This is a genomic window from Paenibacillus caseinilyticus, assembly GCF_027533645.1.
Taxonomy (GTDB): domain Bacteria; phylum Bacillota; class Bacilli; order Paenibacillales; family NBRC-103111; genus Paenibacillus_G; species Paenibacillus_G caseinilyticus.
On record NZ_JAQAGY010000003.1, the window covers coordinates 219845 to 233179 of the forward strand.

Here is a 13335-nt window from a genome sequence, read left to right on the forward strand (position 1 = left end):
AGGGGCGGCGGAGGGATCGCGTTCGTCCGTTTCCCGTGGCTGCCTATAGGCAGCCACGGGAAACGGACACGCTGAACAGAGGGACGGGGAACGAGAAAACCGGCGGCTCCAAGCTCCGGGAGCCGCAAAGGGCTTAAGGAGCCTTTAAGAGCTTAAAGGCTTAAGAACTTAAAGGCTTAAAACTTAAAGACTTAAAAACTTAAGGGCTTCATTGCCCCTCCAAGGTCGGGGCTCGAAGCCGCAAACAACAACAACAACAACAACAACAACAACAACAACAACAACAACAACAACATCATCACACTTACAGTAAAACGATACAACCACACGCGGACGGTAAATCAGTAGAGACAAAAATGCTGCTGGGCGACACATCCCTGTCGTGGGCGGACGAACAGCAGAAAACGGCCAAACCTATGTCTTCCTATGTACTACGGGTATTTCATATGTATGGATCAGTATGGCTCAAGTGCCTATGTTCTATGTACCACATTTTGCGACACTTGAAACGATTGTGAGCAAGCTATACCGTTCCAAGCCTTGCATTTGTGCTTATCCGCGTTTTTAGGGTAAAACAAAGGCACGCTTGTGAATCACACGTGCCTTTGTCTCTTGTTCTATAGTACGCGGTAAGCGTTAGGTAACCTAAGGCTTAAGCCGATTTGCTGTTGTCAACCAGGAATGCTACGGTCTTGCGGGTAATGATGTCCGACAGCAGGGAGGACAGGTTGCCGTTGGAAGTGAAGATGCTGCGGATCTCTGCTGCAGAACGGCCGTACATGCCGGCCAGGTTCTCGAATTCCGCGTTGATCTCTTCCTCGGATACCTCGATGCCTTCCTTCTTCGCGATGGCTTCCAGAACCAGGTTGTTGCGAACACGCTTCTCGGCGTCTTCACGCATTTGGCCCTTCAGGTCGTCAGCGCTTTGGCCCGTGAACTGGTAGTACATATCAATGTTCATGCCTTGCGTACGCAGACGGTTTTCGAATTCCTTCAGCATTTGCTCGGTTTCATCAGTGATCATGACTTCCGGAATGTCCACTTGCGCGGATGCGGCGATTTTCTCTACCGCTTCGGCTTCCTTCTTGCTCTTCGCTTCGTTCTCCTTACGCTCTTGGAGCTTCGTTTGGAGATCCGCTTTGTACTCGTCCAGCGTTTCGAACTCGCTTACGTCTTTGGCGAACTCGTCGTCCAGCTCAGGCAGGTTCTTGCGCTTGATGTCGTGCAGTACAATCTTGAATACTGCTTCTTTGCCTTTCAGCTCTTCGGAGTGGTAGCTCTCAGGGAAGGTTACCGTAATATCCTTCTCTCCGCCCTTCTCAAGGCCGACTACCTGCTCTTCGAAGCCCGGGATGAAGCTGCCGGAGCCAAGCTCGAGGGAATATCTCTCGGCTTTGCCGCCTTCGAATGCAACGCCGTCCACGAATCCTTCGAAGTCGATGACAACGACATCGCCGTCTTGTGCAGCGCCTTCTTCTACCGGTACCAGCTCGGCGTGACGGTTTTGCAGTTTTTGGAGTTCTTCTTGCACTTCTTCAGCCGTAACTTCGGAAGATACGGACTCGAGTTCGATGCCTTTGTATTCGCCGAGTTCCACTTCAGGCTTCACAATAACCTTCGCTTTGAATTTCAGCGTCTGGCCTTTGGCGAACTGCTCGACATCCACTTCGGGACGGTCGACCGGCTCGATGCCCGTCTCGTTCACTGCAGCTACATAAGCATCGGGAACGATGAAATCCAGAGCGTCTTGATACAAGCTTTCCACACCGAATTTGGATTCAAAGATGGCGCGGGGCACTTTGCCCTTGCGGAAACCCGGGACGTTCACTTTTTGTACGACTTTCTTGAATGCCTTGTCCAGAGCGGCGGCCACCTGTTCCGCTTCCACTTCAATATCAAGAACTCCAAGGTTCTTCTCTATCTTTTCCCAGCTTGCTTTCATTTTATGCTTTCCCCTCCAAAAATTATCCATCGCAATTTTGTCACGCGGCAGCGCCATGAAACTGCCACGGACGAGCCTGCCCATATAACCATTCCATTATAACCATATTATAACGCCTTTTCAAGGCTTGTCCTTAAGCAGCGGCCGCAGCTCCGGCCTGCAAGCTTCACGGCCTGCGGGTAAATATGGACGCCGCGAACAGCTGCATCGTACGGTAAGCCTGCTCCCACTGGAACATGAGATCACTCGTAATCCCGTACAACTCAAAAATCTCCGCCCGGTCCCCTCCGTCGAATACCTTCTCGAGAAGGGTCAGGTGGAGTGCGGCGGCCCACAGGTCCACACAGGCGGGGTCCTGCTTCAGCATCTGCCGGTAAGCCGCAGTGCCGTAGACGAATGCAAGGAACTCGTTCCAGGTTTCGGCAGCAAAATAAGATAAGGCCGGATATTGGGTTTCGCTGATTTCCTGCACTCTTGCAATAATTTCCTGGATCTGCGACGGAAACTGGTCGAAACCCGCCGGCGTTTCTTCAATCTCCATCACGGCGGTTTCGCAGTTCTTGGCAAGCTCCAGCCGCCCGCTCACTCCCCGTTTGCGCAGCGTCTGCAGGGTCTTGAACTGGATCAAGGGATGCATCGGCCGCTCCGCGATCCATTCGAGCAGCGCGTCGTCAATGGCCGGATGGTTGAGGAATGCGAGCTGGTCCAAGGCCAGCAGCTGCTTGTCCACCGCTTCCTGGTGCATGAGATGCTCGAGCAGCTTCTCCGCATATTCCCCTTCCTCTTGCTTCCCGCTCAAATGCTGCCGCAGCAGCTCCTCTTCGCTCCACGAATCTTCTTCGTCCGTTCCCTCGCGTCCTTCGCCGTGAAAGGCGATGTCCGGGAACATCATTTGAAGCCAGTCGAGCAGCGACTGCCATTCTTCCCTTGCTTTCTCGTCTTCTGAACGGCAGGAGAGCAGAAACCGCAGCAGCCCGATCGCTTCCGCATACCGCTCGGTCTCCAGCATCCGGGTCAGCTCGAACTGATAGAATTCAACCGTCTTCGGAAACAGAATGACGTTGTCGCTTGGCTGCCCGCTCATAGTACACCGTCCTTCCCGTCTTGGGCTTTATGAAAGCCAGTGTAACCGAAATGGCAAGCGAAAGCAAAGCACCGTACCGCCTGCCGCCGGTTCCTGACCGGTGCAAATAAAGCTATTAGTCCGCATCAGATTCCTCCCGCGGTAACCGTTGGAATCCCCTTCGAACCAACCATCTGCCTGCCGCCGTACCTACCGCGATGTATACCTCTCCAGCGTATACTTGCCTCCCGATACGATATAAGGCTTGACGCGGACATGCCTCAGCGAGCCCTCCTTCAGCCTCACGGCAGCCAATGCAGCCTTCTGCCGGGGGGGCAGGACGACGGCGCTCCGGTACTGGTGCTGCTGCAGGCCGTACAAATCCGCCTTCTGCTTCAGTCCAGCCAGATACGTCCCTCGGATTTCCTTCTCGATCACAGCGGTAGCCTTGGCCGTTAACTCCTCCTCCGTCAAGGGTCGCTTCAGCTCGGATACGGTGCCCTGCACGGATACCTCGAGATCATAAACTGGCGTCCCCTGCTCCTGCGCCTCGACGATTTCATAGCGGGGGTTGCGCATCCGCAGGATTGCGATCTCTTCCCCTTCCTCTTCGATCTCAAGCCACGCCCTGTGTGTCGTCGGTTCGAGCCAGTGAAGCCCTTGGAGCTGATCCATAGGCAGCATTCCCAGAGTCTCCTGTCCCTGGATAAGATAGGCTCCGCTAATGCGCTGGGAGGCGACCGGCTCCCGACTTTTCTTCCAATACTCCTTGGTGAGCGATAACGCGGGGAGCAGCACGCAGCGGTAAGGCTCGTAGTACCCGGCCATGAAGCGGCTGAGACGGATCGGCCGGATGCTCGAAGAGGCGAAATAATTGTCTTCCGGCGAATGCAGGATCATCCCAAGCCGGGTCCGTTCGAAATTCGGGGAAGCGATGAACAAGGCCGGGATGCTGTCCCGGGTGCCGAACACCCACATCGTATACCGCATCTCGTAGTAACGGAAAAAGGATTCGAGCACATCGGCCACATTCCTCGTGCGCAGGAGCGTATCCCCGAGCAGCAGGGAGGTCACATGTCCCCAGTACAGCTTGTGCTCGGAATTCGCGTTAATGTGCGCCACCGCCTCCATATAACTCTTGCCTCGCCCTTCGGCGATCCAAGCCGGCAGAGGCTTGACATCCTGATTCCCTTCTCCCTTGGCCACCCGGGTGAAGGAAATCAGCTGAGCGTACACCACATACTGCTTAGCATCCGGAAGATAGTCGATTCCCACGGCATTCACATAGTCCAACTCGTCCACATCGTTGGCGTTCCAGCAGCCGGATAGCAGAGGGATAAGCAGAAGCAGAGCTGGCAGAAGCAGACAAGATAACCCTCTTTTCCTGATCCCGCTCACCCCTGTCCCTCCCCCACCCCGTCCCTTTTGCTCGGAACCTTGTATTTCAGTGCCTCGGGCCGCCTGCGTTCCTCTCCTCTCGGCATTCGTGTGAAGACGAAGCGAAGATCCTTCCATACCGGCGGAGAGAACGGAGTAAGGAAGGGGACGCCGAAGGAGCGCAGATTCGCCAGGTAAACCAGCACCGAGAAGGCTCCCGTGAAGAAACCGAACAGCCCAAAGACCGCCGACAGCAAAAAGATGTATATGCGGATGAGGCCCATCCCTACTCCGAAGAGGCCCCCGGAGAGGACAAACTGCGAGATCGAGGTCACAGCCGCTACCACCAATGAGGCCGGGGAGGAAAGGCCCGCATCGATAATCGCATCGCCGATGATCAGCCCCCCCACAACGGAGATCGAGGGCCCGAGCGTGCTCGGAAGGCGGATGCCCGCTTCGAAGAACAGGTGGAACATGAACATCATGAGCATCAGCTCCAGCGGCCCCGATATCGGCGTCCCCATATTCTGTACGGAGATCGTCGCCAGAAGGGAAAACGGAATCTGATCCTGATGATAGGTCGTCAGCGCCGTCCAGAAGCCTGGGAGCAGCAGCGTCACCACGAAGCCGAATCTGCGCATGAGTATACTTACATAATTGAAGGCCGGCGGCATGTGGGCATCCTCGGCGCCGGTCATTAGAAACGAGAGATTCACGGGGGCGATCAGCACGTTCGGGATCCCGTCCATCAGCAGGACGAACCGGCCGTTCATCAGGCTTTCGACCGCCATGTCCGGACGCGTCGTAATGTACATCATCGGCAGAAAGCTGAAGCCCGGCCGCTGCAGCAGCGCCTTCAGCTCCTCGTTGGTCATAAGCGCTTCGGTGTCGATGGAATGCAGGCGTTCGCGCACCTGCAGCAGGGTGCTCTCTTCAAGAAGGTCCTCCATATAGAGCAGCGCGACGCGGTTCTTGCTCCGGGTGCCGATGGTCAGCTGCTCGCAGGCCAGCTTCTCTGTCTTGAGCCGCTTGCGGATCAGCGCCACATTCACCGTCAGCTGCTCGATGAAGCCGTCCTTCGGTCCGTAATTGGTCGGTTCCGTAGTCGACTCCTGCGGCGTCCGCTCCGGCCTGTCGGCGCAATCCACGCTGTACAAGGCCCCCGAAGCGTCAAAATAGAGCAGCGCTTTGCCCGAGAAGATCCGGTCCGCCAGCGCATCTCCCGTGATGCCCGGAGACAGCCGCTCCACCGGCAGTGGAAGGCCCCGGCGGTCCTCCCTGATCCGCTCCTCAAGGCCCGCCGACAGGTTCTCGGCGATTCGTTCGAATCCCGCCAGCCCTTCGCAGTACAGCAGTACGCCTTCTTCCCCGGGCAGCCTATGCGATTGGACGTCCTGACAGCGCCCGAACAGCGCCTCCAGCCGCTCCTTATTCCACGGTTCCGTGATCACGGGTACGCCTCTCCTTTCGCTTCGGGAAGAATGCTGCGCCGAGCAGCAGCAGCGTCAGCAGCCCCCAGCCGGCGAGCGAACCCGGTAGATAGTAGGTTTTGAGCCAGTCGTAGAACAGCACATCCGGCCATGGAAACGCACAAAGCGCGAGAAGGCCGCCCGTCAGCCCCAGCAGCAGGATATCCTCCGACCGCTGCCGCTTCACCGGCAGCAGTTCAATCAGCATCGTCAGATAGGTCGATACCCGAATGAATGCCCCTGCGAACCACTGGTAAATGGACAGGAAATCCAGCCGTTCCACGTTATCACGGAAAACCACCAGCTTCCACTGCTCGAAGGCGGGGTACCGCTGTTTGGCGGCCTCCACAGGGCCGAACTCTGCGATGGAGCCCGTCACGGGGCCCAAGGTCAGTCCCACGAGGATCACCACGAGCAGAGCCAGATGCCACCACCGGATCGAGGTGCGGATATGATGCTGTAAGAAGACGAACAGGACCACTTCAGCCTGTGCCCCCAGCGAGAGGGTCATACCATGAAGAAACGGTTCCGTCCCTTTCTCAAGCACAGGGAGGAGCAGCGTATAATCCTTGTTCGGCACATTGCCGAAGGCCACGAACCAGCCCAGGAGAACAATGACAGGCAGCAGAATGCCTGTCATTACCGCAATACAGAGCATGCCGGAGCGGGCTGCCACAAAGCACAGAAGCAGCAGCAGAACGGCCAGCGACAGCACGGGCGTCTCAGGCAGATAGGACACCGTCGACCAGACCACCGTGTCCTTCACCGTAACGAAGACCGCCAGCAGCAGGTACAAGATGAGCAGCAGACGAAGCAGGCCGGAGACAGCCCGGCCGGTCCGCTCCCGGATCCACTCCAGCAGCGGACGTCCGCCGCTGCGCTTCACGATGACGATGAGGCAGACGGTCCACAGCAGGAGGACGGGCAGACACACCAAGGCGGAGAGCCAGGCGTCCCGGCCTGCCGTATCGAGCACGGCCGGGATCACGAGCACGTGGTTCATCAGCCCTACCGACGCCATAAGTATCATCGCCACCTGTAGCATCGAAATCCCAGTAACCATCTGCCTCCGCCTTCCCGCTGCGCTATCCATAAAGTTCCTCTTACCGTGTAGGATGCCGGAATCGTGAAATTCCTATGCGTCCCTCATGACGTGAGCACAGTTGTTCCCCCGATCTCCTAGCAAAAAGAAAGAAAAGCAGCCGGGATGCTGGTTCTCAGCATCCCGGCTGCAGGGATTCGGTCGGCATATGTAGATATGTAGCCAAAATAAAATCAATTAGTTCTAGTTCATATTCATGGCCGCTTGGATGAGCTGGGCCTTAATGTTCGGGTTCTGGTCGATGAATGCGTACATACGGTCTACCGCATCCTTGTTCTGCAGGTAGTCCTTCTCTTTCTTGATCATCTCTTTGGACCACTTCAGCAGATTGGATTCGGCGGCACCGAGACGGTTGAGCGCGGTGTGCAGACCCGTATCTTCCACCAAACGCTCCATGGTCTCCTGGTTGACAGTACCGAGCAGCTTGGTTGCTGCAAGCTTCTGCTCGAAGTCCTTGTTCGTTTGTTCAAAGTGTTCTTTGGCTTCTTTATATTCTTTTTGCTGTTGAGACAACGTTTTTTTCATACGTATATCCACCTTTGCGTGTTTGATGATCCCTTGCGCTCTTCAGATAGTGTAACTTTTCTTCGACGGTTTGTCCATTTCTTCGCCAAGTTTTTGGGCGGAGGGACGGGGAAGGACAGACATGTTCGGCATCCCGGCCGCATAACCTTTATCATCTTGCTGTCGCATGCAGCCGTAGGGCCGAGACATTCTAGAGAGCAGAGAGGATGAAGGCTATGTGTGGAATCACGGGATGGATCGATTGGAACAAGGATTTGACCCAGCATCCGTCCGTTCTCGAGAATATGACGGATACGCTGGCGCCGCGCGGCCCGGATGCGTCCGGAACCTGGATTGTACCCCGCTGCGCGCTCGGCCATCGCCGCCTCAGCGTCATGGACCCTGCGAACGGCGCCCAGCCGATGACGCGCAAAGTAGGCGAGAACACCTTCGCCCTTGTGTACAACGGCGAGCTGTATAACGCCCCCGAGCTCAAGAAGGAGCTCGAAGGCCGCGGCCACCGGTTTCGGACGACCTGCGACACGGAGGTGCTGCTTGCGGCTTTCGTCGAATGGGGGCCGGGATGCGTGGACCGCTTTAACGGCATCTTCGCATTCGCCGTATGGAACAACGAAGAGCAATCGCTGTTCGCAGCCCGGGACCGGCTTGGCGTCAAGCCGTTCTTTTATGCGTATACGGAAGGCCGGCTGCTGTTCGGTTCGGAGCCGAAGGCGATTTTGGCGCATCCGGACTTTCCGGCCCAAATCAACGGGGAAGGCCTCGCAGAGATCTTCGCCGTCGGTCCGGCCCGCACGCCGGGGCACGGGATCTACAAGAACCTGTCCGAGCTGAAGCCCGGCCATTGCCTGTCGCTCGATGCCAACGGCCTGCGCATCCGCGCCTATTGGAAGCTCGAGAGCAAGCCCCACGAGGATGATGTGGAGGGGACGGCAGCCAAGGTGCATGAGCTGCTGCAAGATACCGTCATACGCCAGCTCGCCTCGGACGTCGGCGTCTGCACCCTGCTCTCCGGAGGCCTGGACTCCAGCGCGCTGACCTCCTTCGCCGCATCGTACTACAAGGAAGAGGGACTCGGCGCGCTCCATACGTTCTCCGTCGACTACGTGGACAACGACAAACACTTCAAGGCAAACGCCTTCCAGCCGAACGCCGATGCCCCGTGGATCCAGCGGATGACAGACCATCTCGGAACGGTGCATCACCCGATCGAATTCGATACGCCTGAGCTCGTCGATGCGCTGCGCAAGGTAGTCAGCGCCCGCGACCTGCCGGGCATGGCCGATGTCGACGGCTCTCTCTACCTCTTCTGCCGCGAGATCAAAAAGCAGGCGACCGTTGCCATCTCGGGCGAAGCGGCCGACGAGATCTTCGGAGGCTATCCCTGGTTCCACCGCGAGGAAGCGCTGAACGCCGACACGTTCCCTTGGTCGCTCGCCACGCCGGACCGGGTGAACTTGCTCTCCCGGGACTTCGTGGACTGGGTGAAGCCGGAGCAGTACGTCAAAGAAAGATACCGTCAGGCCCTGTCGGAGGTCCCCCGGCTTGCAGGCGAGAACAAGCAGCAGAACCGGATGAGGGAGATGTCTTACCTGAATATCACCCGTTTCATGCCGACGCTGCTCGACCGCAAGGACCGCATGAGCATGGCCGTGGGCCTGGAAGTCCGTGTTCCGTTCTGCGACCACCGGCTCGTCGAATACGTGTGGAATATCCCTTGGGAGATCAAGACGAGCGGCGACCGGGAGAAGGGCATTCTGCGCAAAGCGCTTCGCGGCATCCTTCCCGAGGATGTGCTGACACGCAAAAAAAGCCCCTATCCGAAAACGCACAACCCGAACTATCTGGCTGCGGTCCGTTCGTGGGTGCTCGACATTCTGGACGACTCGTCCTCCCCGCTGCTGCAGTTCATCGACGTGGCCAAAATCCGGGCATTGGCCGAAGACGACGGCGGAAAGTTCGATCTCCCCTGGTTCGGCCAACTCATGACCGGCCCCCAGCTGTTCGCCTATCTGGCGCAGGTGGATACGTGGCTGCGCCAATACAAAGTCGCGATCCGGTAAATCGTGCACCGGCCGGCGTATACAACAGGGAAAACCCGCAGCGATCACCACTGCGGATCAAGCTTCCCCAGCTTCAGCCTGCGGTATGGATGCCGCAGGCCTTTTTGCGTACGGCCACGCACAGGAGCGGCCGTACGGCTTCAACCAGATGCGGGCTCTTGCGCCAGCGCAGCCATCAGCTTCCGCAGGGCCTGCCCCCGGTGGCTGAGGCGGTTCTTCTCCTCCATCGACAGCTCGGAGAGCGTGCGGCCGAGCTCCGGCACGAAGAACAGGGGATCGTAGCCGAAGCCTCCTCCGCCCCGCGGCTCGCTGGTGATGGCACCTTCGCAGGAGCCTTCGACTTCGGCGACAGGCCGTCCCGCCGCATCGACCAGCGCCATAGCGCAGACGAAGCGGGCAGAGCCCAGCAGCGCCGGGCCGCCCTCCGCAGCCGGAGGCAGGGTCCCGAGCCGGTCAAGCTCCGCAAGGAGCTTGCGGTTGTTCGCGGCATCATCCGAGGGCTCGCCGGCATAACGGGCCGAATAGACGCCCGGCGCCCCGCCGAGCCGGTCGACGCAGAGCCCGGAGTCGTCGGCCAGCGCCGATACGCCGAGATGCCGGGCGACCGCCTGCGCTTTGATGAGCGCGTTGGCGGCGAACGTCTCCCCGTCTTCCGGAATATCCGGAATCGACGGATAATCCAGCAGGCTCTTCACCGCGATGCCCCGCTCCCCGAAGAGCACGGCGAATTCCTTGACCTTCCCGGCATTGCGGGTCGCGAGGACAACCTCATTTCCGAGCTGCCGCATGGGAAGCCCCCTTGATCTTGTCCGCGATCGGGCCAAGCACCCGCTTCTGCTCCTCGATCAGCCCCAGGATCCCGCCTTCGGCCAGCCCGAGCAGCTCGTCGAGCTCCCGCCGGGTGAACGGCGCTTCTTCGCCTGTGCCCTGTACTTCCACGAAGGCGCCGCCGCCGGTCATGACGACGTTCATATCGACCTTCGCCTTCGAATCCTCCTCGTAGTTGAGGTCGAGGTAAGGGGTCTCCCCGATCACGCCCACGGACACGGAGGCAAGAAAGTCATTCACCGGGAAGCGGCTCAGGTTCTTCTCGCGCGAGAGCTTGTCCAGCGCGAACACCATCGCTACGAAAGCGCCGGTGATCGAAGTTGTACGGGTGCCCCCATCAGCTTGGATCACATCGCAGTCGAGCGTAACGGAACGCTCGCCGAGCGCTTCCAAGCTGACGACGCTCCGCAGCGCCCGGCCGATCAGCCGCTGAATTTCCATGGTGCGGCCGCCGAGCTTGCCCCTTGCGGCTTCACGCTGGTTGCGGACGTTGGTAGCACGCGGCAGCATGGAATACTCCGCCGTGACCCAGCCCTTGCCCTGCCCCTTCATGAAAGGCGGCACCCGCTCCTCCACCGTGGCGGTGCAAATGACTTTGGTATCTCCCATTTCGATCAGAACCGAGCCTTCGGCATGTTTATTATAATGGGCGGTAATCGTTAGAGGTCTCGTTTGATCCGCTTGGCGTCCATCGTTTCTCATGTGCTTCCTGCACCCTCCTTTAACTTGACGATTCCCATTGTAACAGAGGCCCCACCGAATTCCAAACCGCATCTCCCGCTCCCCCGCGGTACAAAAAGCGCCTTTCTGCAGGGATCCCCCGCGAAAAGGCGCTTGTATCCGAATACTTGCCTGTGTCACCCCGTTAGAGCTTGAGCGGGTTGACGGCCGCCGGTCGGGCTACCGGCTTCGCATAATTCTGGTTGTCCGAGGCGCTAACCTTCGCTTCCCCGTTCACCAGAATCTGCACCTTCGCCCCCGCTCCCGCATTCTCCGTCAGCGAGAGGACGACGGCCTTCAGCGCTTCCGCAGGCGCCTTCTTGTCCTTACCGAGCATGGACTCCGAGAAGTTGACCGTAATGAGATCATCGGCCCGGCTGACCTTGAGCAGCTGCGCCCCCTGCATGACGGCGGTCAGACCTTTCTTCTGGTCCGGTCCGGCAATCAGCTGTTCCACTACAGCTTCGTCGATCTGGTCCGTCCGCTTGACAAGACGGGTGACAGGCACGTAATAGTTGAACTCCTCTTGGTTCTGGTTCAGGAAATACAGCGTAACCGGCGTCGATTGGCCGTATTCCACTCCATCCGGCTTCTCGAGATTGATGCCCATCGCCCGGGTCAGCGTATCGTCCACCGGTGTGCCGCCGACCGGCATTTCCGTGATCGCCTTGCCCTCGACGCGGATCCGCACTTTCTCGACCGATGGGAAATTCGTCAGCGTCCAGGTGAGGCCCTCCAGAATTTTCCGTTCGTCCGCGAGGTTATAATCATTGAACATTTTGGAGAAATCAACAGTAGCCAGTTTTTGTTCCTTGTTGATGTCGATATCCTTCACCTCGGTCCCCTTCGGCAGGAGACTGGTGAAGCCCGCGGGCAGCTGTCCCTGCACCGCACCCCCGTCCACCATGTACTCCAGCGCCCGGCGGGCAGTGCTCTCGGTCTTTTCCACCTGAAGCGCAATCGGTGCGACGAAGCCTTTCTCATCCTTGGCGTAGATTGTGATCTGCATGGGATTCGCAATCGTCTGGACGGTCGCCTTGCCGCTGGTCGGCACGGCTTCCATTCCGGTCGTCTGGGGAGGATCGATCTGCAGGGACTGGTTTTTGGATTCCAGCAGCGAGCAGCCGGATGTCAGCAGGACGACCAGACCGGCGGCAGCGGCAAGACGGGTCCATTGGTACTGTTTCATGGCGTTTCCTCCTTGGGTTACGGGGTGTTGTCCGTTTTACTTCATGTATACGGGGAAGAGACAAGTTTATGACAAGTATTTGTGCCAAGCCCTCCCTGCCGGGCCCTCTGCAGCCCCGGGTATTCTTGATTTGGAACGGATCCGGCGCCTATAATATAGATGTGTTTTTCCAAAAAGAGGTGAACGGCCATGGAAAACCGTCTGCATGAACGCATTCCGGAAGCCTGGTACAAGCAGGCGTGTTACCAGTCGCCGGATTGGCTGTGGTTCGTGGATCATGATGGAAGTGAACCCTTGGGGGTGGCGCCCGCCGAGAATGCCGGCGCCCCTCTGTCCGGCTGGGTCTATCCCGCAGACCTTCCGGTGCTGGAGCGTGCCTGTCTTCTGCTGGCGCACGACCGCATACGGTTCACGCTCTCTTTCCGGGTGGTGCTTCGCAGCGGAACGCTATTGTGGCTCGAGGGCAAAGGGTACCCATCGGACGAAGATGGGCATGCGGTGATTGCCGCGCGGGATATTACGGCTTACAAGGAGCAAGAGGAACGCCTGAGCCGTCTGGCTTATTATGATGCGCTGACGGGTCTGCCCAACCGCAGGCTGTTCCAGGACCGCTTCATGCAGGCCCTGTACATGGCTAGACGCTATCATCATAAACTGGCCGTGCTCTATCTCGATATGGATGATTTCAAACAGGTGAACGATACATACGGCCATGCGGCGGGGGACAAGCTGCTGACCGTCGCGGCTTCCCGTCTATCCCACTCCATCCGTGAGCCGGATACCGTATGCCGCCTGGGCGGGGACGAATTCGTGCTCCTGCTCCAGCAGTTCGAGGAGCGGGAAGATATTCTAAAGATCGGCCGGCGCATCGTCGAAGTGATGGGACACCCCTTCGAGATCGGTGGCCGGAGCATCCGCATCACCTGTTCTGTCGGAGCTTCGTTCTATCCGGAGGATGGAGGGGATCTCGATTCGCTCCTGCAGGGGGCGGATGCCGCCATGTATGCATCGAAGCAGCACGGCAAGAATCACATGCAATGCTTCTCAGAACCGTAAGGAG

General features: G+C 58.3%; 11 protein-coding genes. 2 read left to right on the top strand and 9 right to left on the bottom strand.

Annotated elements, in window-relative coordinates; translation table 11 throughout:
• Positions 1–652: 652 nt before the first annotated feature.
• The 6 genes from tig to O9H32_RS06530 all read right to left on the bottom strand — a co-directional run bounded on the left by tig (position 653) and on the right by O9H32_RS06530 (position 7478).
• Positions 653–1942: a trigger factor gene (gene tig / locus O9H32_RS06505; RefSeq protein WP_269865092.1), complete on the bottom strand. Its 1290-nt coding sequence runs from the start codon at positions 1940–1942 to the stop codon at positions 653–655.
• A 166-nt stretch (positions 1943–2108) separates the two neighbouring features.
• The gene (locus O9H32_RS06510; RefSeq protein WP_269865093.1) at positions 2109–3026 is read right to left on the bottom strand and encodes a hypothetical protein; all 918 of its coding nucleotides are present in this window, start codon (positions 3024–3026) and stop codon (positions 2109–2111) included.
• A gap of 189 nt (positions 3027–3215) precedes the next feature.
• Complete coding sequence (locus O9H32_RS06515) at positions 3216–4403, bottom strand: Ger(x)C family spore germination protein (RefSeq protein ID WP_269865094.1); 1188 nt, start codon at positions 4401–4403, stop codon at positions 3216–3218.
• Positions 4400–5833, bottom strand: coding sequence for a spore germination protein (locus O9H32_RS06520; protein ID WP_269865095.1), 1434 nt, complete (start codon positions 5831–5833; stop codon positions 4400–4402). Before O9H32_RS06520 ends, O9H32_RS06515 begins: the two co-directional genes overlap by 4 nt.
• Entirely contained in the window at positions 5811–6944 is a 1134-nt protein-coding gene (locus O9H32_RS06525; protein WP_319946929.1) for an endospore germination permease, read from the bottom strand. Before O9H32_RS06525 ends, O9H32_RS06520 begins: the two co-directional genes overlap by 23 nt.
• A 192-nt stretch (positions 6945–7136) precedes the next feature.
• Positions 7137–7478 (bottom strand): hypothetical protein, encoded by a 342-nt coding sequence (locus tag O9H32_RS06530; RefSeq protein WP_269865098.1) that lies wholly within the window; start codon positions 7476–7478, stop codon positions 7137–7139.
• Positions 7479–7693: 215 nt separating this feature from the next.
• Between O9H32_RS06530 and asnB the strand changes: the two genes are divergently transcribed.
• Positions 7694–9538: an asparagine synthase (glutamine-hydrolyzing) gene (gene asnB, locus O9H32_RS06535; RefSeq protein WP_269865396.1), complete on the top strand. Its 1845-nt coding sequence runs from the start codon at positions 7694–7696 to the stop codon at positions 9536–9538.
• A 140-nt stretch (positions 9539–9678) separates the two neighbouring features.
• Here the strand turns inward: asnB and O9H32_RS06540 are convergent, their stop codons facing one another.
• The 3 genes from O9H32_RS06540 to O9H32_RS06550 all read right to left on the bottom strand — a co-directional run bounded on the left by O9H32_RS06540 (position 9679) and on the right by O9H32_RS06550 (position 12275).
• On the bottom strand, positions 9679–10326 hold the full coding sequence (locus tag O9H32_RS06540; protein WP_269865099.1) for an XTP/dITP diphosphatase: 648 nt from the start codon (positions 10324–10326) through the stop codon (positions 9679–9681).
• Positions 10307–11068, bottom strand: coding sequence for a ribonuclease PH (gene rph, locus O9H32_RS06545; RefSeq protein WP_269865100.1), 762 nt, complete (start codon positions 11066–11068; stop codon positions 10307–10309). Before rph ends, O9H32_RS06540 begins: the two co-directional genes overlap by 20 nt.
• A gap of 163 nt (positions 11069–11231) precedes the next feature.
• Positions 11232–12275, bottom strand: coding sequence for a GerMN domain-containing protein (locus O9H32_RS06550; protein WP_269865101.1), 1044 nt, complete (start codon positions 12273–12275; stop codon positions 11232–11234).
• Positions 12276–12464: 189 nt separating this feature from the next.
• Between O9H32_RS06550 and O9H32_RS06555 the strand changes: the two genes are divergently transcribed.
• Positions 12465–13331 carry a sensor domain-containing diguanylate cyclase gene (locus O9H32_RS06555; protein WP_269865102.1) on the top strand — a complete coding sequence of 289 codons (867 nt, stop codon included), beginning with the start codon at positions 12465–12467 and terminating at the stop codon, positions 13329–13331.
• Positions 13332–13335 lie beyond the last annotated feature (4 nt).

Bases quoted from the DNA above. Each gene is read 5' to 3' on its own strand.
- tig (WP_269865092.1), bottom strand. From the start codon at position 1,942: ATGAAAGCAAGCTGGGAAAAGATAGAGAAGAACCTTGGAGTTCTTGAT.
- O9H32_RS06510 (WP_269865093.1), bottom strand. From the start codon at position 3,026: ATGAGCGGGCAGCCAAGCGACAACGTCATTCTGTTTCCGAAGACGGTT.
- O9H32_RS06525 (WP_319946929.1), bottom strand. From the start codon at position 6,944: ATGGATAGCGCAGCGGGAAGGCGGAGGCAGATGGTTACTGGGATTTCG.
- O9H32_RS06530 (WP_269865098.1), bottom strand. From the start codon at position 7,478: ATGAAAAAAACGTTGTCTCAACAGCAAAAAGAATATAAAGAAGCCAAA.
- asnB (WP_269865396.1), top strand. From the start codon at position 7,694: ATGTGTGGAATCACGGGATGGATCGATTGGAACAAGGATTTGACCCAG.
- O9H32_RS06540 (WP_269865099.1), bottom strand. From the start codon at position 10,326: ATGCGGCAGCTCGGAAATGAGGTTGTCCTCGCGACCCGCAATGCCGGG.
- rph (WP_269865100.1), bottom strand. From the start codon at position 11,068: ATGAGAAACGATGGACGCCAAGCGGATCAAACGAGACCTCTAACGATT.
- O9H32_RS06550 (WP_269865101.1), bottom strand. From the start codon at position 12,275: ATGAAACAGTACCAATGGACCCGTCTTGCCGCTGCCGCCGGTCTGGTC.
- O9H32_RS06555 (WP_269865102.1), top strand. From the start codon at position 12,465: ATGGAAAACCGTCTGCATGAACGCATTCCGGAAGCCTGGTACAAGCAG.